Raw genomic sequence first — 23,098 nt, 5'->3', positions numbered from 1 at the left:
CTATGAAACCGCAACTGAGCCTGTTGACCCTTTGCCTGTTACTCGGCGCGTGTGGCCACCCTGCCCCGCGCCCGGACAGCGGCATTCAACCCCCGCTGGCCTGGCAATCGCCGCACCGCGAAAGTGCTTCCCGGACGAGCCGGCAATGGTGGAGGCAGTTTGGCAGCCCGCAGCTTGATCGCTTGATCGAACAGGCCCGCGTCGGCAGCTATGACCTGGCCGCCGCCATCGCTCGCGTGCGCCAGGCCCAGGCCGACACGGTGATTGCCGGCGGCTCGCAGCTGCCGGAGGTCAAGGCCGGCATGAACGCCAACCGGCAGAAACTGCTGCGCGGCAACGGCTACAGCCAACTCGATGCCAATAGCAGCAACAAAGCCGTGGACTACTTTGACGCCAACTTCAGCGCCAGTTACGAACTCGACTTCTGGGGCGGCAAACGCGCGTCCCGGGACAGCGCGCACTATGGGCTGCGAGCCAGCGAGTTCGATCAGGCCACGGTTGAATTGACCTTGCTCAGCGGGGTGGCCAACAGCTACGCGCAAGCCTTGTCGCTGGGTGAACAAAGTCGCATTGCCGAACTGAACCTGGCCAATGCACAGAACGTTTTGAAACTGGTGCAGACCCGTTTCGACTCAGGCTCGGCCACCGCACTGGAACTGGCGCAACAGAAAAGCCTGGTGGCGGCGCAACAACGGCAACTGCCGCTGATTCGTCAGCAAGCCGAAGAGGTACGGATCAGCCTCGCCGCCCTGCTTGGCCGGCCGGTCCAGCAACTGCCGCCTGGCCAGGAGTCCTTCGATCAACTGCAGTGGCCCGCCATCGGTGCCGGGCTGCCCAGCGAACTGCTCAGCCGCCGCCCGGACATCGCCCGCGCCGAAGCGCAACTGGCCGCCGCCCAGGCCAACGTCACGGTCGCTCGCGCCGCCATGCTGCCCGCCGTGACCCTGAGCGCCAGCATCGGCTCGGGCGCCAACACCGCCAACGATATTCTGCGCAGCCCTTTCTACAACCTCACCGCCGGGCTGGTCGCGCCGATCTTCAACAACGGCCGCCTCGGCGCCGAGCGCGACAAGGCCACGGCCCGTCAACAAGAACTGCTGGAAACCTATCGGGGCGCGATCATCAATGGGTTTGCCGACGTCGAAAAAGCCCTCAACAGCATTCGCGGCCTGGATGAGCAGCGGGAGTGGCAACGCGAAGAGCTGAACCAGGCACAGACCGCGTTCAACATTGCGCAAAGCCGCTATCAGGCCGGGGCCGAGGATTTGCTGACGGTGCTGGAAACCCAGCGCACGCTGTACGCGGCGCAGGATTCGAATGTGCAGCTGCGGTTGTCGCGGTTGCAGGCGAGCATTGCGTTGTACAAGGCGCTGGGTGGGGGGTGGCAGCTGCTTTGATCGAGGTTATCTGTCACCCAAAACCTCGATCCGAACAATATCTTTGTGGCGAGGGAGCTTGCTCCCGTTCGATTGCGCAGCAGTCGTAAAACCTGTGCATTCGGTGTGCCTGACACTATGTGATTTCAGATTTTAGGGCCGCTTCGCGGCCCAGCGGGAGCAAGCTCCCTCGCCACAAGTGCCTGGCTTACGACCTCAGCGGCTTGACCTTCAGATTCCGCGCATACCACGGCCGTTGCGGCACCCGCCGGAACAAATCCGCCAGTTTCTTTTCATCAGTGCCGAAGGTGATGCGCAGCGCCAGCTTCATGGTTTCCGGGTCCATTTCCACCGACTTGCCGACCTGCAATCCCGGCGTGGTGCTGCAACCGTGGGTGCTCGGACCAAGCCACGGATCATCGACTTCAACCCAGCGCCCCGGCGCGAACCAGCGCACGCCATTGACCTCAAGCCGACTGACCTCCCCCGGATGGAAACGTTCGTGGGCGCGGAACCAGTCTTCCAGACGATCGTCGATCCAACCGTGAAAGTGCCAGAACACAGGGTTCACGTGGGATGAAAACGGGTCACCGAGGAAGTCGTTTTCCGGCGCATACCAACGCGCGGAAAAGTCCGCCGGATCCCGGGCGAAAGGCACCGGCTGACCGTTGGACGGATCGCGCGGCACCGAGGCCCAGCGCATGTGCAGCCAGTCGTGCAGGCCCAGCTCGACCTCTGAACCGAACTGCCCCAGGGTCATCTTCGACAGATAACGCGGGTCGCGATAACGGGACTCCCAGACCTGAAAATTGCTGTGGTAGGTCTCGGCGGTCTTGATGTCGCTGACCCACCGGGTGTACTCGGTGTCTTCGGCGGCCAGCCAGGTGGGCGGCAGCGCCGTGCCATCGTGATTGTCGAAATAGCGGGCGAAGCCCTGACGGTCGCGTTCAAGCTCCGGCTGCGGCATCGGAAAGCTCGACCAGGACGGCAGGTCCTGCATCGAACGCGCCGTGCCGAGCATGTGCCGGTGCATGAAGAAAAAGTCGACCCCCGAACCATTACGGTCCTTGCGCGGCCCCCGGGCATCGCGCTCATTGCCTCGCGGGCCCGGCTGCCAGCCGATACCCCGCAAGGCACCGCGCTGGGCTTCGGAGAGTTTGTGCCATTTGTCCCGCGTGGCGTGCCAGAGCTGGTGGAACAAGCGGTGTTCGGCGGAAATCAGCCACGCCAGCAACGGCGGATTCAGACCGACCCGCTCCCGGGCTTCGGGAAACAGTCGTTTGCGCGCGACAAATCGATTGTCCAGTTCCGGCAAACCGAGCGGGTGATCCAGACGCAGAATCCGCCCGCTGAGCGTGCCACTGCCGGCATTGCCGAAATCAGCCCAGACCTCATCGAGCATGACCGCCAGCTCATAGGCCGGCGCGCCGTTGGCCGATTGTGTGTCGACCAGGCGCCAGTACAACTGGCTGGCGTCAGGCGACACCAGATCGCCGATCACCCGGTAACGTGGTTCGGCTTCGCTGCGTAACTGCTGCGCGGTATCGAGGCAGCCACGCAGGCCACGGCCACGCTGGGCGATGTCGATAAACAGCTCCAGCCCGCTCTGCGGTAAACCGTCGAGGCCTGCCCGGGATCCTTCAAAGCGGATATCCCAGATCCCTCGCAGCGAGTTGGCCAACTGCTGACCCGCAGTGTCCGCCAGGTCGACCGTCGCTTCGCCAGGGGTGATCGTGGGGTCGGGTTTCGTCCATTCGCGATGCCCATAATAAGCCGCAGGCACGGCAGCGCCCGTCAGCGCCAGGCCTGCCATGAACCATCGTCGAGAAATCGTCATTGCCCTACCTGTGTCAGCCATGAAGCAGGCTTTATCCAAGCTAGAACGTTTGTTGCGCGGGGAAATTTAAGCGTGCCAAACACAATCCCCTGTGGCGAGGGAGCTTGCTCCCGCTCGGCTGCGAAGCAGACGTAAATCCGGCGCATGCGGTGTGCCTGGCAGAACGAGGTTGCAGGTTTCAGGACTGCTTCGCAGTCCAACGGGAGCAAGCTCCCTCGCCACAAGGTATCTCGCTGTCTCCTAATTTTTTCTGCCAGCCACTCGTTCCTCCCAGATAGCAAAGGCCCCTGCGCCTGCACCGGGGCGGCGAACCTGACAGAGATGGCAATGACAAAACCACGTTCGAAAAAGGCTCTTTACATCGGCCTGCCGCTGGCCTTGGCGATCAGCGCCGGCGCAGGCTTGGCGGTCTGGTATTACGGGTTCAAGGACAACCCCGGCTACCCGATCAAGGTCATGAAACAGGCCGACGAGTTGCACGAGCGCATGCTCTCCTTCGACAGCCACATCAGCCTGATGCAGAACTTCGGCACCCAGGGCAACGAAGCCGACAAGGACGGCAAGGGCCAGTTCGACCTGGTCAAGGCCAACCGTGGACAGCTGTCTGGCGCGGCCCTGACGATTTTCGGCTGGCCGGAACTGTGGAATGGCGCCAACGCGCCGCACAGGCCCACCGCCGGTTTCGTCGAAGAGGCACGCAACCAGCAAGAGATCCGCTACAAGATTATTTCCGGCATGGTCCGCGACTTCCCCAACCAGGTCGCCATCGCCTACACCCCCGATGATTTCCGTCGCTTGCACGGTGAAGGCAAGTTCGCGATTTTCATCAGCATGCTCAATGCCTACCCGCTGGGCCATGACCTGAACCTGCTGGACCTGTGGACGGCACGCGGCATGCGCATGTTCGGCTTCAGCTACATCGGCAATAACGACTGGGCCGACTCTTCGCGCCCCCTACCGTTTTTCAACGATTCGCCAGACGCCCTCGACGGCCTCTCCGACCTGGGCAAGCAAGCGGTGCATCGCTTGAACGACCTGGGCGTGATCATCGACGTGTCGCAAATGTCGACCAAGGCCCTGGAACAAGTCGCGCAATTGAGCCGTACACCCATGGTCGCTTCGCACTCGGCGCCACGGGCAATGGTCGATATCCCGCGCAATCTCAGCGACAAGGAAATGCAGCTGATCAAGAACAGCGGCGGCGTGGTGCAAGTGGTCGGTTTCTCCCAATACCTGCGCCCGCTGACCCAGACCACCCAGGACAAACTCAACGAATTGCGCAAAGAGTTCGACCTGCCGCCCCTGCCGAACCTCGCCGTGGCATTGATGCCGGGCGATCCGGTCATCGCGGCCTGGCCGGAGAAAAAATTCGGCCAGTACGCCAGCCGTCTCTACGCGATTCTTGAAGAAGAACCCAAAGCCAGCCTCAAGGACCTCGGTGACGCCATCGATTACACAGTGCGAAAAATCGGCATCGACCATGTCGGCATCAGCTCCGACTTCAACGAAGGGGGCGGCGTCAAAGGCTGGGAAAACGTCGGTGACATTCGCAATGTCACGGCGGAACTGATCTCCCGTGGCTACTCCGAGGCGGACATCGCCAAGCTCTGGGGCGGCAACTTCCTGCGGGTCTGGGATCAGGTGCAGAAAGCCGCCAAGCCGGCGCTGATTTCACAACAAGGCACGAGCAAACCATGAGCGATCGTCGCACCTTTCTGAAACAGGCCGGGATCCTCGCCGCCGGCCTGCCCTTGACGGCCGGCCTGGACAACGTCGCCAGCGCCACGCCACAGCCCTCGCAGCCTGGGGACAAATGGGCGCAGCTGCGGCAGCTGTTCGACCAGGATCCGGACTACCTGCATTTCTCCAATTTCCTGATCACCTCGCACCCCAAACCGGTACGTGAAGCGATCGAGATGCACCGTGCCGCCCTCGACAAAAACCCCGGGCTGGCGATGGACTGGGACCTGGGTGTGATCGAGCCGCGCGAAGAAGAGGTGCGCGTCTGGGCCGGTCGTTACCTGCAAGCCAATGCCAAACAGATCGCCTTGACCGGCAGCACCACCGAAGGCCTGGCGATGATTTACGGTGGCGTTCATGTGCGCCCGGATCAGGAAATCCTCACCACGGCCCACGAGCATTACGCGACCCACACCATCCTCGATCTGCGCACCCAACGGGACGGCACCCGGGTGCGCAAGATCAGGTTGTTCAAGGACCCGCAGACGGCCTCCAAAGCGCAGATCCTTGCCGCGATCGACCAGAACATCAACCCCGAAACCCGCGTACTGGGCATGACCTGGGTGCACTCTGGCAGCGGCGTGAAACTACCGATCGCGCAAATCGGCGCGCTGGTGGACAAGCACAACCGCCACCGCGCCGAGCAGGACCGCATTATTTACCTGGTCGACGGCGTGCACGGTTTTGGTGTCGAGGACCTGAGTTTTCCGGCCATGAACTGCGACTTCTTCATCGCCGGCACCCACAAATGGATGTTCGGCCCCCGTGGCACGGGCATCGTGTGCAGCCGCAGCGAGGAGGTCAAATACGTCACGCCGATCATTCCGACCTTCTCCGAAGCCACGGCGTTCTCCACCACCATGACGCCGGGCGGCTACCACTCGTTCGAGCACCGCTGGGCGCTGAACGAAGCCTTCAAGCTGCATTTGCAATTGGGCAAGGCCGATGTTCAGGCGCGTATCCATGCCCTGAACAGCTATATGAAAAAACGCCTGCAAGCGCACCCGCAGATCGAACTGGTCACGCCCCTGAGCCCCGAACTGTCGTCCGGTTTCAGCTTCTTTCGGGTCAAGGGTCAGGACAGCGACAAGATCGCCGCCTGGTTGATGCAAAACCGCGTGATCGCCGATGCCGTGGAGCGCGACGTGGGTCCGGTGATCCGCACGGCGCCGGGGCTGCTCAACACCGAAGCTGAAGTCGACCGCTTCATCGCGTTGCTCGGCAAACAGCTCTGATCCCAGCCCCATGATGAATAGCGCGATCCATGTGGGAGCGAGCCTGCTCGCGAAGGCGCCCAGTCAGTCAACATCTTCGTTAAATGACACATCGCATTCGCGAGCAGGCTCGCTCCCACAGGTTTCGCGCCCTTCCTTTCAACTTTTTATCGAGAGCAATGATGAACAGTGAGCTGCGTAGCTTTTCCCTGAAGACGCTCCCCGCACTGGCCTTCGCCGCCGTGGTTGCCGGCCTGCTGCCGGGCGCCGCTCAGGCCGCCGCACCCGCCCCGCCCGGAAAGGTGTTCAAGGACTGCAAGGACTGCCCGGAGATGGTCGTGCTGCCCACCGGAACCTTCACCATGGGCACCCCGGACAATGAAGTGGGGCGCGAACCCGACGAAGGTCCGTTGCACCCGGTGACCTTTACCAAACCGCTGGCCATCAGCCGCTTTCAGGTGCTGGCCGGCGAGTGGGACGCCTACCTGCGCGACAGCGGTTACGTCATGCCCGACGGCGACACCCGGCCGGGCCGCGAGTGCAAGGCCGGCGTGCCGCGCTATGAGCGCACGGCCAGGCATCCGGCGGTGTGCATGGACTTCCCCGAGGTCAATGCCTACGTGGCCTGGCTCTCGAAGAAGACCGGCAAACACTATCGATTGGTCAGCGAATCGCTGCGTGAGTATGCCGCCCGCGCGGGCAGCAGCGGCCCGTTCCCCTTCCCGTTCGATGAAGGCAAGGAATACAGCATCGCCAGACACGCCAACACCTACGGCGCCGCCGATGGCTACAACTTCACCTCACCGGCGGGCAGCTTCCCGGCCAACGCCTTCGGTGTGTACGACATGCACGGCAACGTCTATGAGTGGACCGCCGATTGCTACAACGAGAACTACGTCGGTGCACCGAGCGATGGCAGTGCGTGGTTGACCGGCGAATGCACAGCCCGGCGCATTCGCGGCAATGACTGGGGTGAAGCACCGGTGTTCTCGCGTTCGGGCAACCGTAATGCCACCTACCCCGACACCCGTGGCGACTGGATCGGTTTTCGCGTCGCGCGAGATCTTTGAGGCTCCCACCTCCTGTCGCATGACCTGCAACAAACCCGTGCGCGGCTAAATCGCCGCCCACGGGTTTCGTCTTTTAAGCAGCCAAACTCTTGAACCTTTGCCCTTTAGCGGCACTTGAAGCGGAAACTTCCATGACCTCAAAATCCCGCGGAGCCTTCAGTGAAGTCCTCGGCCTGCTCAGGCCTTTCCGGGTCATCGTTGTGGTGTCGATCATGCTCGGCATGCTCGGTGGCCTCAGCATCACCGCGTTACTGGCGACCATCAATGACGCGCTGAACGCCGCCGGCACCCCGTCAACCCGGGTGTTGGCAACGTTTATCGGCCTGTGCGCGGTGGCGTTGCTGACGTCGATCCTGTCGGACATTGGCACCAACCATGTCGGGCAGCACATCATTGCCGGGCTGCGTAAATCCCTGGGGGAAAAAGTCCTGTTGGCACCGATCGAACAGATCGAGCGCTTCCGCAGTTATCGGCTGATTCCGGTGCTGACCCATGACGTCGACACCGTCAGTGATTTCGCCTTTTCCTTCGCGCCGCTGGCCATTGCGTTCACCGTCACCCTCGGGTGCCTGAGCTACCTGGCCTACCTGTCGTTGCCGATGTTTGCCTTGCTGCTGGTGGCCCTGGTGATCGGCACCGCGCTGCAATACGTGGCCCGGGCCAAGGGCATCAAGGGTTTCCAGGCGGCTCGCGAGGCCGAGGACGAACTGCAAAAGCACTACAGCGCGATTGCCGCCGGCGCCAAGGAACTGCGCATCCATCGTCCACGCCGCCAACGCATGTTCAGCCAACGCATCGAAGGCACCGCTGATTTCATCTGCAACACGCACATCCGCGCGGTCAACACCTTCGTGGTAGCCAAGACCCTTGGCTCGATGCTGTTTTTCGTGGTGATCGGCCTGGCGCTGGCTCTGCAATCGCTGTGGCTGGGCACTGATAAAGCGGTGCTCAGCGGGTTCGTGCTGGTGCTGCTGTACATGAAGGGCCCGATGGAATACCTGGTCACCACCCTGCCGGTGGTCAGCCGCGCCAACATTGCGTTCAAGCGCATCGCCGATCTGGCGGAGCAGTTTTCTTCACCGGAACCGCACCTGCTGCTCAGTGACAAAGACGCGCCGAAACCGGTGGTCGAACACCTTGAATTGCGCGACGTGCATTTCGCCTTCCCGGCGGTGGACGGCAGCAAGCCCTTCGCCCTCGGGCCGGTCAACCTGTCCATCGTCCAGGGCGAGATCGTGTTCATCGTCGGCGAGAATGGCGGCGGCAAGACCACGCTGATCAAGTTGTTGCTGGGGCTGTATGCGCCGCAGGGCGGGGAAATCATCCTTAACGGTAAGCCGGTCCTGGCGCATGACCGCGACGACTATCGCCAGTTGTTCACCACGATTTTCGCCGACTACTACCTGTTCGACGAATTGGTGCAAGGCGAACAGAACGTTCCCGAAGACGCCAACCGTTACCTGGAACGCCTGGAAATCTCGCACAAGGTCAGCATCCGCGATGGCGCCTTCAGCACCACCGACCTGTCCACCGGCCAGCGCAAACGCCTGGCCCTGTTGAACGCCTGGCTGGAAGAACGCCCGGTGCTGGTGTTCGACGAGTGGGCGGCCGACCAGGACCCGGCCTTCCGGCGCATCTTCTACACCGAGCTGTTGCCGGAACTCAAATACCTGGGCAAGACCATCATCGTCATTTCCCACGACGACCGTTACTTCGATGTCGCCGACCAATTGGTGCGGATGGAGGGCGGACGGGTCGTCGCGCAGAAGCCGTCGTTGGCGGCGGTCTGATCACGCTCTCTGCCAACGCCTGTCAATCCGCCGGAGCGCCCTCGTTCCGGCCGTTACCCACTGAATGTTTACCCGTGTGGGCGCAACGTCCGGCCAAGCCGTCAGCGCCCAGGCGGCCGCCGACGAAGAGAGACCGATGAACGACATGATCGATGATGATGTACTGGCGCTGCTGCTGGCCGATGCCGGTGATCAACCCCAAGGCATCGCCGCCCGCGCACGGCAAACCCCGGCGCCACTCTCCTTTGCCCAGCAACGGTTGTGGTTTGTACAGCAACTGTCACCGCAGAGTGCCGCTTACAACCTGCCGCGAGTGATGCGCATCACCGGCACGCTGCAGGCTCAGCGTCTGGAAATTGCGCTGAACCGGGTGCTTGACCGCCACGACATCCTGCGCACGGCGTTCCGCGAGATCGACGGCGTGGCCATGCAGGTGGTCGATGATCAGGCGAAGTTGGTGCTCGGCCAGGAAGACCTGACCGCACTGGCCGACGAAGACCGCGCCCGGCGGATAGCGCTGCGCATCGAGTCCCAGGCGGGCACGCCGTTCGACCTGCGCCAGGCGCCGCTGATGCGCGCGACCTTGCTCAAGGTCGGCACCGAAGAACAGCTGTTGCTGATGAACATGCACCACATCGTCTCCGATGCCTGGTCCAACGCGATCCTGATGCAGGACCTGAACCGTGCCTTCGCCCAGGCCAGCGACGCAGACGCCCCGCCGCTGCCACGTCCGGCGATTCAATACGCCGACTACGCCGCCTGGCAACGCGGTGACTACCTGCATGGCGCGACCTGCGCCAACAGCGCCGACTACTGGCAAAACTACCTGGGCACTCCGTTGCCGACCCTGGATATGCCGGTGGATTTCCCCCGCAGCGCGCAACACCGCCATCCGGCCGGCAAGCATGAGTTCGAACTGCCGGGGTCACTTTCGGCTGCCCTGAACCGCTTCTGCCAACAACAGGGCCTGACGCCGTTCGTGGTCGCGCTCGGGGCCTGGCAACTGTTGTTGAGCCGCTACAGCGGTCAGCAGGACTTTACCGTCGGCGTGCCGAATGCCACGCGCAATCGCAGCGAAACCCAAGCGCTGGTCGGCTTCTTTGTCAGCAGTCAGGTGTACCGCGTACGCCTCGATCCGTTGCTGTCCGCCAGCGATTTCCTGCAGCGCCTGCGCCGCGAATCCCTGGCGGCGCTGGACCATGCGGATTACCCGCTGGAGTTGAGTTTCGATGCCCTGCAATTGCAGGCCAGCGCACAAGCCAATCCGCTGTTCCAGGTGCTGTTCAACTGGCGGGCCGACAGCGCGGAGCCTGCGCACATCGATCTGGACGGACTGGTGTTGGAGTTTCTTGACGCGGGGTCGGGTCAGGCCAAGTTCGATTTGTCGCTGGACGTCGCGTACTCGCCACACGGCCTGGCGGCGAGCCTGGAATACAGCCGCGACCTCTACACCCCCGAGACCATCGAGCGTCTGGCCGGGCACTGGCAGAATCTGCTACAGGCACTGGTCGATGATCCTGATCGCGCGCTCGGCGAACTGCCGTTGCTGGGCGAGGATGAGCGACAAGTGCAGTTGCAGCAGTGGAACCCGCCCGTGTCGGCCCAACCCGAGGAAGGCGTGCATCAATTGTTCGAACGCCAGGCGCTGGCCACACCGCACGCGGTGGCGCTGATCTGCGACGATCTTCAGCTCAGCTACGCCCAGCTCAACGCCGCCGCCAACGGCCTGGCCCACTCCTTGATTGCACAGGGTGTCGGACCGGAAGTGCTGGTGGGCATTGCCGTGGAGCGTTCGGCGCAGATGATCATCAGCCTGCTGGCGGTGCTCAAGGCCGGCGGCGCTTATGTACCGCTGGACCCCGACTACCCGCGGGAACGCCTGGCCTGGATGATTGAAGACAGTGGCCTGAGTGTGTTGCTGAGCCAGCGTTCGCTGCTTGATCGGCTGCCGTCGTTGCCTGGCGTCCAGCGACTGTGCGTCGACGACATCGATGTCCGGGGGACGCTGCCCGCCCCCAACCCGCCTTGCCGCACTACTGGCAAGAACCTCGCCTATGTGATGTTCACGTCCGGCTCCACCGGTCGCCCCAAAGGGGTCGGCATCACCCAGGCGGCGTTGACCCGTCACGCCCAGGTGGCACTGGCGTTTCTTGGCCTGACCGCACAGGACCGTTCCCTGCAGTTCGCCACGTTCAACTTCGATGCCTTCGTCGAGCAGCTTTACCCGGCGTTGATCTGCGGCGCCTCGGTGGTGCTGCGCGGGCCGGATATCTGGGACAGTGCAACCTGGTACCGCGAACTGCTCGACAAACAGTTCAGCGTCAGCGACCTCACCACCACCTACTGGAACATGCTGGCCAAGGACTTCGCCGCAGCCGGTCAGCGCGACTACGGTGCATTGCGGCAAGTGATCGTCGGTGGCGAAGCCATGCCACCGGAGGGCGTGGCGGCCTGGGGCAAGGCCGGGCTCGGGCACGTGCGGCTGCTGAACACCTACGGGCCGACGGAAACGACGGTCAGCGCCACGGTGCTCGATTGCAGCGACTACGTGACGGGGCATATCGCCCTGCCTAAAAGCATGCCGATCGGCCAACCTCTGGCCGGACGTGCGATTTACCTGCTCGATGCCGGCGGCCAGCCGGTGCCGGTGGGCGTCGTGGGTGAACTGGTGATTGCCGGCGACCTGCTCGCACGGGGTTACTTCAAGCGACCTGAGCTCACGGCCGAGCGCTTCATCCCCGACCCGTTCGATGCTCAGGGCGGCGGCCGTCTCTATCGCACCGGCGATCTGGCGCGCTACCGCGCCGACGGCGTGATCGAGTATGCAGGCCGGTTGGATCACCAGGTGAAGATTCGCGGTTTCCGCATCGAACTCGGGGAAATCGAGTCATGCCTGCTGCAATCGCCCCAGGTCCGTGAGGCGTTGGTGGTTGCCCGGGAAGGCGCGGCGGGTTTGCAGTTGACCGGCTATGTCGTGGCGCAAAGCGACTCGCTGAACGAGCAGCAACACCTCGACCTGCGCGAAACCCTCAAGACTGAACTCAAGGTCAATCTGCCGGACTACATGGTGCCCAGTCATCTGTTGATACTGGCCGCCATGCCGTTGAGTCCCAACGGCAAGCTGGACCGCAAGGCCCTGCCGCTGCCCGACCTCAGCCAGACACAGCGGCCCTTCATTGCGCCCGACACGCCGCTGGAAAAAGCGCTCGCCGAACTTTGGCAAGAAGCGTTGCAGGTCGACCGTGTCAGCCTGGACGACAATTTCTTCGAACTGGGCGGTCACTCGATTCTGGCCATTCAATTCATCTCGACCCTTAACACGCGCCTGGGCATCAAACTGGCGCTGCAACAAATGCTGGCTCACCCCAATGTCCAGGCGCTGGCCAGATTCATCGCCCTGGAACATCAGCAGAATGCGCAGTGCGTGGTCGAACTCAATGCCTCGACCGCGTCGGCACCGCCACTGTTCTGCCTGCACCCCAGCGGCGGTATCGTGTTCTGCTATCAGCCGCTGGCGAAAAAACTCAGCGCCCATGCCCGGACCTTCGGCGTGATGCACAAGGGCTTCGCCGACAAAGACTCGAACCCACAGACCTGGGCCGAGATGATTGCCGACTACAGCGCACAGATCGTCGAAAAACAGCCCCACGGTCCCTATCGATTGATGGGCTGGTCATTGGGTGGCGCGATCGCCATGGACGTCGCCGCTCACCTGGAACGCCAGGCCAAGGAAGTGACCTTCCTCGGCCTCGTCGACACCACATTGCCCGAACATGACTTGCCCGCGGATCTGCCGCGCAAGCCTCTGGAAGAAGACAACCCGAACCACCTCAGCGCGGAAAACGAACTGCTGGCGGCCCTCGAAGTATTCAACCTGATGTTCGCGCATCTGGAACCGGCGGCGGCGAACTTCATCGCCCGGAACCCGACGGCCGACCTCAAGGCCTTCTATCGCTGGGCCAGCGCACAGACGGCGACCGGGGAACAGGAAATGATCGCGACCCTGGAAGGTATCAAGCAGGAGATCATGAACGCCCAAGCCTATGCGATACATGAGCGTCTGGTGGCGGCGTTCGAAGAGTTCTCGCTGCCGCTGCTCAAGGTCCAGGCCAGTTGCTGGTGGTCGCTGTCGCATAAAACCCTGGAGCAAGTGCTGCATTCGGAACAACTGCTCAGGGCCCACAACGTGACAGGCCAATTGCACACCTCAATCCACTCACCGCTGCCACACCGCAGCATGATCTACGCCGAGTCGCTACTCGAGTCGTTTACCGAAGTGTTCCTCGGCTGCCAGGGTGAGTCATGTAGCTGACCGGGCGACGGCAAAAAAACGCAGAAGCCATGGCTTCTGCGTTTTTGTTTGTACTTCAGGTAATCGATAAAAAGATCGCAGCCTCGCGGACTCGGCAGCTGCTACAAGCATTAGCCCGCGCCCCTGATAAAAGGGCGCGGGCCGGAACATTGACGCTCGTGCAAAGGACTCAGAACTCCGGCGTGTACTTCACGCTGAACATCACGTTGCGTGGATCACCGTAGTTGTTGTTGCCGTTAATCTGGTTGTAGGCCGCTGCGAAGTAGGTCTTGTCAAACAGGTTGTTGGCATTCATCGCCAGCTCGATTTCCGGGGTGAGCTGGTAGCCGACACGGGCATTCCACACGGTATAACCCGGAACGTTGACGGAGTGGTCGAAACCTACCGTGTGGGTTTGTGCGGTAAAGCCCAGGCCGGTACTCACACGGCTCCAGTCGCCGCTCAACTGATAATTGCCCCACACACGCAGCATGTGTTTAGGCGTCCACCAGCTGAAGATTTTGCCTTCGTTGTCAGGGTCGTCGAGGTATTGGGTGGTGTTGTAGGTGTAGCCGGCAAACAGTTGCAGATTGTCGATCACTTCGCCGCTGATTTCAGCGTCCAGACCTTGGCTGCGCACTTTGCCCGATGCCGTCGAGCAATACCAACCGTCGCAGGTTTGCGCACCCTGCGTATCGAGAACGGCACGGTTTTCCTGGTCGTAACGGAACAGGGCCACGGATGTATTGATCCGGCCATCCATCAACTCGCCCTTGAGACCCACCTCGTAGTTACTGCCGACAATCGGTTTAAGTACCGAGCCGGCGGTATCGCGTTCGGTTTGCGGTGTATATACGTCGGTGTAACTGGCGTAGACCGCCCATTCACGGCTCAGGTCATAAATGATGCCGGCGTAGGGCGTGACTTCCCCGGTTTCGGTGGCGGTGCTTTTTGGATCGTCTGTAATGCCGGTCGCGGTCTGGGTCGAAGACTTGTAATTGTAGTCGTACCAACTGACCCGCGAGCCGAGCACCAGGGTCAGGTCTTCAACAGGCTTGACCCGCCAGCTGCCGTACAGGCCTTTCTGGCGGATGTCGTATTGGCTGGGAGTCCCACGACCACCGGGGCTATTGATCAAGCCTTCGTAGCTGATCTGCGGACGGTTGTGATCAATGTCGAAGATATTGTCGGAGCTGTCATTGAAGGTTCGGGCGTATTTGTCGTCCGAGGTGTATTTGGAATAGTTGCCGCCCACCATGATTTCCTGCGGCATGGACAAGGCTTCGAACTTGCCGGTGAGGTTCATGTCCAGAGCGACTTTGGTGGAGTCCATGTCCGTCACGAAGTCAGCGTATTGCACGCCGCTGCCATCGGGATTGATGCCATCGCCGGAGGATTGCACCCGCTGGTTCTTCGCCTTGTTGGTTTCCGTCATGCGCACGGCGCCGACCTTGAAGGCCCAGTCGTCGTTGAAACGGTGTTCCAGATCGGTGTAGAGCGTGGTGACGTCGATATCCGAATGGTTCCACTTCGCCCCGGTGTATGTGCTGCGCGGCAGGTCGATGGGTTTACTGTCGGAGTAACGCGGGAAACCGCGGACATTCGAGCGCGATTCGCCGTCGGACTGGCTGACCGCCACGCCCACGGTAGTGGCTTCGCTCAGATCGAAGTCCAGCGCGCCGTACAGCGAGGTGGTCTTGTACCATTCGGAATCAACGAACGTGTGGGTGTCGTCCTGGTCGACAAGGAAACGTCCACGGATGGTGCCGTTCTGGTTCAACGGCCCACCGGCGTCCAGTTGCAGACCGTAGTGATCCCAGGAGCCGGCCTTGCCGGTCAGGGTCACGGTCGGTGTGGCCTGACCGCGCTTGCGCACCAGGTTGACCGCGCCACCCGGGCTGCCGGTGCCTTGCAGCAAGCCCGACGCACCGCGCAGCACTTCCATGCGGTCGAAGAAAATCAAGTCCTGCGTGGCCCAGTTGCCCAGCGCGTAAGTGTTGCGCGGGATCGGCACACCGTCGTACTGCCAGTCATCGATCTGGAAACCGCGCGAAGAGAGGATCAAACCTCTGCCAACGCCTTGGGCACCGACCAGTCCGGTGGTCTTGTTGGCCGCGTCCTTGAGATCGACGATGTCCTGATCATCCATTTGCTTGCGGGTCATCACCGTGACCGACTGCGGGATTTCCTTGAGGGTGTGGGTGCCCTTGCCGATGGTCACGGCATTCGAGGTGTAGGAATTCGAACCTTCGGTGGTCGCGCCCACCTGTTGCGCGTTGATGGTGGTGGCGCCCAGTTCCAGACCCTCGGTCGAACTGCCGCGTACCAGCATCAGCGTGTTGCCTTCAAAGCTGTAGTGCACGCCCGTGCCCTTGAGCAATTGGGCAATCGCCGCTTCGCTGCTCAACTTGCCGCTGACGCGTGTGCTGCGCAGGCCGGCCATGTCATCGGCGTTGTAGATCACCTGCTGATTGGTCTGCGTGCCAAACGCCTGCAGCGCCTGAGGCAAAGGCTGGGCAGGAATGTTGAGGGTGAAGTCTTCGGCGTGGACCTGCGCGCTGAGCGGCAGCAGGCAAGCCATGCCCAGACCGGCCAACGAGCGACGCGAGCACAGGGTTCGGGCAATGACCAAGGCCTTGAACAGAGGTTTCAACTCATGAATTGCTGACATCGTGCTCTCTATTTTTAATTGAAATGGATAGGATCCATGGGCAACCGAGTGCCCTGCCGCTGCCTGGACCTGTGAACCGCCTGGATCGGCTGCCATCTCGGGCAACACGTCGCAAGTCGATGACCGGCCCCTCCCCGGGCTCGATCGTTTGTCCGGGCAGCGGTAAAAATGTGTACGGCTGGGAAAAACTGAACCCTGTGGCTACCCTGCCCGGCTCGATTTATCTGCTTACGTAAGTAAGACGCAGCACCGTGCAGAAACCGGAATGAGTTTATTTATCATTTGCGCAAAAATTCAAAAAAAAGACCGACGCATTGGGCGTCGGCCTTTTTTTCTGCTAGTTCAACCGTTTTGTGCAGCCTTGGCGTTTTGCAGTTGCCGGGCTTTTTCGGTGAGCAACGCTTTTTCTTCGGGGCTCATGTTGTCCAGACGCAGCCTCGCCTGGGCCATCTTCTCCAACTGACCCGGACTGCTCTCCCGGGAGCGCAACGCCGCCGCCAGACCCGCCACGGTCGGATGGTCAAACACCACGCCCGGCTGGATTTCGCACTGCAACAACTTGCGAATACCGGCCACCAGTTTGATCACCAGCAAGGAATGGCCCCCGGCGGCGAAAAAGTCCCGGTCGATGCCCAGACGCTCACCCCCCAGCAACTGCGCCATGCGCGTCACCAGCAATTGCTCAAGAGCATCGCGGGGCTGCATGCCTCCATCGTCAGCCGAGGTGGACGCGAGTTGTTGCAAGGCCTTGCGGTCAACCTTGCCGTTGGCCAGTCGCGGGAAGCTGTCGATCAACTGCAAGTGCTGCGGCAGCATCACACTGGGCAGGCGCAACGCCAGTTCGTCGCGAACGGCATCGAGCAAAGTCGCCGAAGGCGCCTGATGCGGCACGATGAAAGCGAGCATCCCGTCTTGCGCGGACGGCCCCGGCAACACCAGTGCTTGCGCGACCTGCGGCACACGCAGTAACTCGACTTCGATCTCTGCCAGTTCGATGCGAAAACCCCGCACCTTGATTTGCTGATCGCGCCGACCGTGCAACGCAATCGACAGATCCGGGCGATAACGGGCCAGGTCGCCGGTGCGGTACAGGCGCTCCTGCGGATTGAACGGGCTCTGGATAAACACTTGCGAATCGGCCTCGACATTCACGTAGCCGCGACACAACTGCGCGCCGCCGAGGTACAACTCGCCCAGCACGCCGACCGGCGCCAGTTGCAGGTTATCGTCGAGTACAAACACCTGATTGTTGCCCAACACCCGGGACAGAACGCCGGCGTCAGGCACCGCCGCCTCCAGATCCAGCGGATGAACCAGCACACCGACCGTGGCCTCGGTCGGGCCGTAGTGATTGAACACCCGGCAATCACTGCGCAAACCGGCGATCCGTTGCACCAATGCCTGGGCAATCGGCTCGCCGCCCAGCACCAGCGTGCGTGGCAGTTGCGCGCGTTCGCTGTCGAGCAGCGCAGCCAGGTGCGACGGAACGATCTTCAGGCAATCGATGGCTTGCCGTTGCAGGAAATCGGCAAACAAATTGCCGTCCTGCATCTGCTCATCGCTGGCCACATGCAGCGAGGCGCCGTTGAACAAGGCGCCGAACAGCGCCGTGTTGCCCAGGTCCGCCGCCACCGTGGAGGTGAAACCGAACTGCTGGCACTGCTCCAGCCCCAGGGCCTGGCTGACGTGAGCGGTGTAATTGAGCAATTGCCGGTGCTCGATGACCACGCCTTTCGGCATACCGGTGGAGCCGGAGGTGAACAGCACGTACGCGGCCTGATCGCCCTGTGTGTCGAGGCTGATGGCCGACGTGCTCGCCGGGGCCGATTGCAGCACCCGGTCCACGGTCGCCAGAGGCAACGGATAATCGTGCCATTGCGCGATGTGCCCGGCGTCGACCAGCAGCAACGCAGCGCCGGCCTGTTCCAGCATCAATGCTTGACGGGCTTGCGGCCATTGCGGGTCCAGCGGCAGGTACGCCGCGCCGATGCGCCACGCCGCGAGCATGGCGATCACCAGCTCCGCCGAGCGTGGCAAGGCCAGCGCGACGATAGCTCCCGGCGCCATGCCCTGGGCTTTCAATGCCTGGGCCAACACCTCGACCTTCGCCTGCAACTGCCCGTAACTCAGGCGTCGATCGCCGTCAGTCAGGGCGATGGCTTGCGGCGTGGTCCGGGCCCAGTCGGCAATGCGCTGCGGCAAGAACCGGTTATCGACCAGTGCTCGCGCTGGCGGGTTGATCGACAGCAAGCGCTGTTGTTCGGCGGCTTCCAACACGTTCAGTTGACCGAATTCGGCGTGAAGATTGGCAACGATGTTTTCGAGCAATACGCGCAACTGCGCCAGCAACCCTTCCATCGCCTGGACCGAGTAGCGGGACGGGTTGTAATGCAGGTGGAACGCGTGGGCGTTGCCCGCCTCGTCCGTTTCCAGTTCAAGCATTAATTCAAACAGTGCTTCGCGCACTGTCGAACGCGGAGTCCATTGCAAATCAGCGGACGTCGCGGCTTGCGTGGCCCGGCAAACAGCAAAACCATACGCCGGGCGAGCCGCCGTCGGCGCCAGTTCAGGCGACCAGTATTCCTGCCACGTACGGTGCTCACCCAGACGCGCCGCCAACTCCGCCACCCAGGTGCTGAACGCTGCATTCGTCGTCAGTAGCAGGTTCAGCGGCAGGGTTTTCTCGAACACGCCCACGGCATCGCTGAAGTATTCGTAATCTTCGCGACTGTCATGCCGCACACCGACCAGCACCTGTTCATGCCCGCTGAGTCGACCCAGCAACAGCCACCAGGCCGCTTGCAGCACCACACTCGGCGATTGCTCCAGCGACCCGGCCACTTGCTGCAAACCGCTGCGCAGTGCCGGATCGAGCGTGAGCGCCAGCAATTCAGTGGTCGACGACAATCCAGGATTCCCGTTGCGATAGGCCAGCCACGGAGTACTCAAATCGGGATCGGCGCCTTGCAGGTGTTCCTGCCAGTAAGTACGTGCATCGGCCGCGTCTTCGTCGAGCACCACTTCACTGCGCCATTCCAGGTACTGGGTGAATTCACCGGTCTCTTCATCGTCCGCCGCCGACTGTTGCCCATAGGCCCGCACCAATTGCCGATACAGCAACCGCACGCCGCTTTCATCGAGGCTGTGCCGGGCCAGGCCCAACACCAATTTCCATTGATCATCGGCCAGGCGATAGAGCACCGCTTGCGCGCCCTCGAACTCACCGACGACAAAAGAACGTTCCGCCCATTCGGTGAGCTGAGCCTGAATACCGGCCGGGGTATCGACCCGCGCCTGCACGCTCAGCGGGAAGCGCTCCGCCCCCCCGACGAACTGCCGGACACCATGGAAACCCGGCGCCTTGCCCAGCCGCGCGACCAGCATTGGCTGTTGCGCCAGCACCCGATCCAGTGCGTTTTGCACCTGCTGCGGATCGAGGGCGCCGCTGATCTCGATCTCCAGGAAATGCAGCGCATCGCCACAGGCCGGGGCCTTGGGCAACTGCTCCAGCAACCGTTGCTGTTCAGGCGTCAAGGCGTAACCCAGGTCCTGCTGGTCCATCGATACCTCGTTCATGCTCCGGTTTCCTCGGTGTTCATTACGCGTTCAAGGGCGCTGCGGTCGAACATGTCGCCCATGGCCACGACAATCTTGCGCGGGCCTTCGAACGGATCACGGGCGTGGGCCACCAGCATGTTGTCGAGCAGGATGGCGTCGCCTTTTTGCCAGTCGAAACGCACTGCGCATTCTTCGTACAAGTCACCGATGCGTTGCATCACTTCGTCTTCGATCGGCGTGCCGTCGCCGTAGAACACATGGCGCGGCATGCGGTCCAGGCCGAACATCGACAACAGGTCTTCCCGCACGTCCGGCTCCAGCCAATAGATGTGATGCAGTTGCACCTGGTTGAAGAACGATTTGGCGCCGGTCACCGGGTGACGAATGATGGCCGGGCCTGGGGTGCGGGTTTGCAATTCGTTGTTGTCGAGCCAGCGCCATTCGATGCCACCGGCCCGGCAACGGGCCTCGACTTCGGCACGGTCTTGAGTCTTGAAGAAATGCTGCCAGGACACGTCGAGGTTGTCGGTGAAGGTACGCACGTAGAGCAGGCCTTTTTCCTCGAACTTGTCGCGCAGGTCCGCCGGCAGTTTTTCGTACATCAACCGACAATCCACCACCGGAGTCGCACCGCCAATGGGCGCGGCTTGCTCGCAATAGAACATCTGCTTGCGCGGCCAGCGGTCCTGATGGGAGCTCTCGTTGTGGAACAGGATCATCTTGCGTTCCGGGTACGGCGTGGAGCGGTAGGTGTTCTTGCCGCCCTCTTTCTTCGGCAGATCGCCGTAATGGCCGTAAAGCCCTGGCTGGATCGCTTCGGCAAACGCCTCGAAGCCCTGAATGCCATCCAGCTCAAAACCACGGAACAGAATCCCGGCATGCTTGACGAGTTTTTCTTCGATCAACGGCCGGTTGTTGTTGATCCACTCGATCAAGTCCAAATGCGGCTCGTTCGGTTCCAGCAGCAGCGGGAACGGCTGTGGCGCGGCGATCAGCGATTCGCGTATCGGTGCCGGTCGGGCCTTGGCCGCCGGGGCGGCACCGCGCTTGAGGAACTTGCCGAGTTTGTCGGCCTTGGGTCCGGGGATGGCAGGCTTGGCGGCCACCGCTAAATTGTCGACTGGCATGCTGATAGCTCCCAATAGAATGTCCTGATCAGCGACGATCTGTTCCAACAGGGCTATCCAGGCCTTCACCAGGTGCTGAATGCGCTCGTGTCCGAACAAGGTTGTGGCGAATTGCCAAGTACCCAGCAATTGCCCTGCTTCATCGTCAACGAACAACGCCATGTCGAATTTAGAATGGGTCTCCAGCGCCGGCAGCGATTCCACGCTCAAACCGCCCATGGCCTGGGTGCGTCCCGGCAGGTTGTTCATCACGAACAACACTTGCACCAGCGGGTTCATGCCCTTGTGCCGCGGCACGTCCGAGGCGTCGACGATCATGTCGAACGGCAGGTCCTGATGCTCCATGGCACCGAGCAGGGATTCCTGGGTCTGGCCCAGGAATCGGGCGAACGGCGTGGCGGCGTCGAACTGCGAACGCAATGGCAAGACGTTGACGAAGAAGCCGATCAACCGCTCAAGCTCCGGCTGTTCACGCCCGGCCACGTCGGCACCGACCAACACATCCGCAACGCCGCTGACCTGGTGCAACAACACCTGGAACGACGCCAGCAGCGTGCTGTACAGCGTGACGCCCGCGTCCATGGACAACTTGCGCAAGGCCGTGCTGAGTGGCGTGGTGAGCTGGAACTGCACCGCGTCACCCGCATAGGACGGTGTCAAACCACGGGGGTTGTCCGATGGCAACTTCAGTTGCCCGTCATAGCCTGCGAGCCGCGCTTTCCAGTACTCGGCCTGACGCGCCAGCACGCCTTGCTGCTCCAGTGCCTGCTGCCACAGCGCGAAGTCGGAATACTGCACGTCCAGCGCCGGCAACGGGGTCAGGTCACCGGCCTTGATGCGGTGGTAAATCTGCACCAGTTCGTTGACCAGCAAGCCCATCGACCAGCCGTCGGAAATGATGTGGTGCATCGCATAAAGCATCACATGCTCGGTCGGCCCCAGGTGCAGGATCCGTCCACGCAACAGCGGTGCGTGTTCCATATCAATCGGCGTGCGCGCGTTTTCCAGTGCCGCTTGTGCCACCCGCTCTTCCTGGGCACTGCGGGACAGACCGGACAAATCGATCACCGGGAAATCCAGTTCAACCTGCTCGGCGATCACGGCAATCGGGTCACCTTCATCGTCCTGGGTATACGCGGTGCGCAGCACTTCATGGCGGCGCACCACCTCGGCGAAACTGCTGATCAGCCGTTCCACCGACAACTCACCGCGCAAACGCAAGGCCATCGGCATGCCATAGGCCGCGGAACCGCCGGACAATTGCTCGGCGATCCACAAGCGACGCTGCACCAGCGACAACGGTGCGCTGTGCCGGGTGCCATGGGCCTTGAGCACCACACCGTGGCCGTTCGGCTCAGCTGTGCCCTGCTGCTGCGCGATCCACGCCGCCAGGTCCTTGAGTCGCGGATGGCTGAACAGGTCGCGCAGGCTCAACGTACAGGCCGTGAGTTTGCGCAGGCGCGACACCGCTTGCGTCGCGAGCAGGGAATGCCCGCCCAGTTCAAAAAAGTGATCGTCGCGACCGACCTGATCCAGTTCCAGCACGTCCTGCCAGACCTTAGCGATCTGCTGCTCCAATGCACCTTCAGGCGCGACAAAGTCCAACGCCACCAGACGGGCATCGACGCCCGGCAAGGCCTTGCGATCGATCTTGCCATTCGGGCTCAGGGGCAGGCCTTCGAGGAACAACACATGGGCCGGAACCATGTAATCCGGCAGGCTGGCCTTCAGGCGTGCCTTGACGTCATCGCGCAACGCCGCCAGCGTGGATGAATCGGCACTGACGTGCGCCGGATCGTCGAACACCACGTACGCCACCAATTGCTGACCGATGGCACCCGGTTGCGCCACCACCAGTGCCTGACGCACCGCAGGAACCTTCAGCAGATGGGTTTCAATTTCACCGAGCTCGATGCGCAAACCACGAATCTTCACTTGATGATCGACCCGCCCGATGTACTCCATCACGCCGTCGGCGCGATAACGCGCGAGGTCGCCGGTGCGGTACACGCGGCCACCGCCCAGTGGATCGAACGGGTCGGGAATGAAGCGCTCGGCGGTCAATTCCGGGCGCCGGAAGTAGCCCCGTGCGAGCAGCTCACCGCCAATCACCAGTTCACCGACCACACCCACCGGCGCCGGTTGGCCCTGGGTGTCGAGCACATGAATCGCCCGGCCGCCCAACGCCCGGCCAATCGGCATGGTCACCGGCAACGGGCTGCGGCCGGACACGTAGTCGCTGCAATCGAGCACCGTGGCGCTGACCGTCGCTTCGGTCGGGCCGTAGGTGTTCAGCAGGCGCACATGGCCCAGCCCGGCCTGGCCCCAGGCGGCAACACCTTCCGGCGGCATGGCTTCGCCACCGACGATCACCTGGCGCAACGCGCCATAGTCACGATGACCCGCCGCCGCGAGGTCCTTGGC

Annotated in this window: 10 protein-coding genes (1 of these 10 running past the window's edge); 6 read left to right on the top strand and 4 right to left on the bottom strand. The window is 62.2% G+C overall.

What is annotated here, in order from left to right; genetic code table 11:
* Positions 1-2: 2 nt before the first annotated feature.
* A complete protein-coding gene (locus LOY38_RS10115) occupies positions 3-1,397 on the top strand; it encodes an efflux transporter outer membrane subunit (protein ID WP_258699898.1) in 1,395 nt (464 codons plus the stop codon).
* 187 nt (positions 1,398-1,584) lie between these two features.
* On the opposite strand, the gene LOY38_RS10110 is transcribed toward LOY38_RS10115, so the two are convergent.
* Positions 1,585-3,213, bottom strand: a complete 1,629-nt coding sequence (locus tag LOY38_RS10110) for a PvdJ/PvdD/PvdP-like protein (protein ID WP_258699897.1) — start codon at positions 3,211-3,213, stop codon at positions 1,585-1,587.
* Between the two features lie 327 nt (positions 3,214-3,540).
* Here LOY38_RS10110 and pvdM point away from each other — a divergent pair, with 327 nt between their 5' ends.
* The 5 genes from pvdM to LOY38_RS10080 all read left to right on the top strand — a co-directional run bounded on the left by pvdM (position 3,541) and on the right by LOY38_RS10080 (position 13,339).
* A complete protein-coding gene (pvdM, locus tag LOY38_RS10105; RefSeq protein ID WP_258699896.1) occupies positions 3,541-4,911 on the top strand; it encodes a pyoverdine-tailoring dipeptidase-like protein PvdM in 1,371 nt (456 codons plus the stop codon).
* Entirely contained in the window at positions 4,908-6,188 is a 1,281-nt protein-coding gene (locus LOY38_RS10100; protein ID WP_258699895.1) for an aminotransferase class V-fold PLP-dependent enzyme, read from the top strand. The genes pvdM and LOY38_RS10100 overlap by 4 nt, the downstream gene beginning before the upstream one ends.
* 161 nt (positions 6,189-6,349) lie before the next feature.
* Entirely contained in the window at positions 6,350-7,237 is an 888-nt protein-coding gene (locus tag LOY38_RS10090) for a formylglycine-generating enzyme family protein (RefSeq protein ID WP_258699894.1), read from the top strand.
* 131 nt (positions 7,238-7,368) lie between these two features.
* Complete coding sequence (locus tag LOY38_RS10085; protein WP_258699893.1) at positions 7,369-9,027, top strand: cyclic peptide export ABC transporter; 1,659 nt, start codon at positions 7,369-7,371, stop codon at positions 9,025-9,027.
* Positions 9,028-9,163: 136 nt separating this feature from the next.
* A complete protein-coding gene (locus LOY38_RS10080; protein WP_258700692.1) occupies positions 9,164-13,339 on the top strand; it encodes a non-ribosomal peptide synthetase in 4,176 nt (1,391 codons plus the stop codon).
* Positions 13,340-13,508: 169 nt separating this feature from the next.
* On the opposite strand, the gene LOY38_RS10075 is transcribed toward LOY38_RS10080, so the two are convergent.
* From LOY38_RS10075 to LOY38_RS10065, 3 genes are all read right to left on the bottom strand, one after another.
* Positions 13,509-15,989: a TonB-dependent siderophore receptor gene (locus LOY38_RS10075; RefSeq protein ID WP_258699892.1), complete on the bottom strand. Its 2,481-nt coding sequence runs from the start codon at positions 15,987-15,989 to the stop codon at positions 13,509-13,511.
* A gap of 342 nt (positions 15,990-16,331) precedes the next feature.
* Positions 16,332-19,565 (bottom strand): amino acid adenylation domain-containing protein, encoded by a 3,234-nt coding sequence (locus LOY38_RS10070; RefSeq protein ID WP_258699891.1) that lies wholly within the window; start codon positions 19,563-19,565, stop codon positions 16,332-16,334.
* A protein-coding gene (locus LOY38_RS10065; RefSeq protein ID WP_258699890.1) for a non-ribosomal peptide synthase/polyketide synthase crosses the window boundary here: on the bottom strand, positions 19,562-23,098 show its 3' end. Its footprint extends 9,981 nt past the window's final position; the window shows 3,537 of its 13,518 coding nt (coding positions 9,982-13,518); its start codon lies off the right edge, out of view; the stop codon is at positions 19,562-19,564. The genes LOY38_RS10070 and LOY38_RS10065 overlap by 4 nt, the downstream gene beginning before the upstream one ends.

The sequence above is a fragment of the Pseudomonas sp. B21-015 genome (assembly GCF_024749285.1).
Classification (GTDB): domain Bacteria; phylum Pseudomonadota; class Gammaproteobacteria; order Pseudomonadales; family Pseudomonadaceae; genus Aquipseudomonas.
The sequence above is the reverse complement of the archived record's forward strand: the minus strand, read 5'-3'. Positions and strand labels throughout refer to the sequence as shown.

What these genes read in the sequence shown, in the direction of transcription:
- LOY38_RS10070 (WP_258699891.1), bottom strand. Translation starts at nt 19,565, where the DNA reads ATGAACGAGGTATCGATGGACCAGCAGGACCTGGGTTACGCCTTGACG.
- LOY38_RS10075 (WP_258699892.1), bottom strand. Translation starts at nt 15,989, where the DNA reads ATGTCAGCAATTCATGAGTTGAAACCTCTGTTCAAGGCCTTGGTCATT.
- LOY38_RS10085 (WP_258699893.1), top strand. Translation starts at nt 7,369, where the DNA reads ATGACCTCAAAATCCCGCGGAGCCTTCAGTGAAGTCCTCGGCCTGCTC.
- LOY38_RS10110 (WP_258699897.1), bottom strand. Translation starts at nt 3,213, where the DNA reads ATGACGATTTCTCGACGATGGTTCATGGCAGGCCTGGCGCTGACGGGC.
- LOY38_RS10100 (WP_258699895.1), top strand. Translation starts at nt 4,908, where the DNA reads ATGAGCGATCGTCGCACCTTTCTGAAACAGGCCGGGATCCTCGCCGCC.
- pvdM (WP_258699896.1), top strand. Translation starts at nt 3,541, where the DNA reads ATGACAAAACCACGTTCGAAAAAGGCTCTTTACATCGGCCTGCCGCTG.
- LOY38_RS10090 (WP_258699894.1), top strand. Translation starts at nt 6,350, where the DNA reads ATGAACAGTGAGCTGCGTAGCTTTTCCCTGAAGACGCTCCCCGCACTG.
- LOY38_RS10080 (WP_258700692.1), top strand. Translation starts at nt 9,164, where the DNA reads ATGAACGACATGATCGATGATGATGTACTGGCGCTGCTGCTGGCCGAT.
- LOY38_RS10115 (WP_258699898.1), top strand. Translation starts at nt 3, where the DNA reads ATGAAACCGCAACTGAGCCTGTTGACCCTTTGCCTGTTACTCGGCGCG.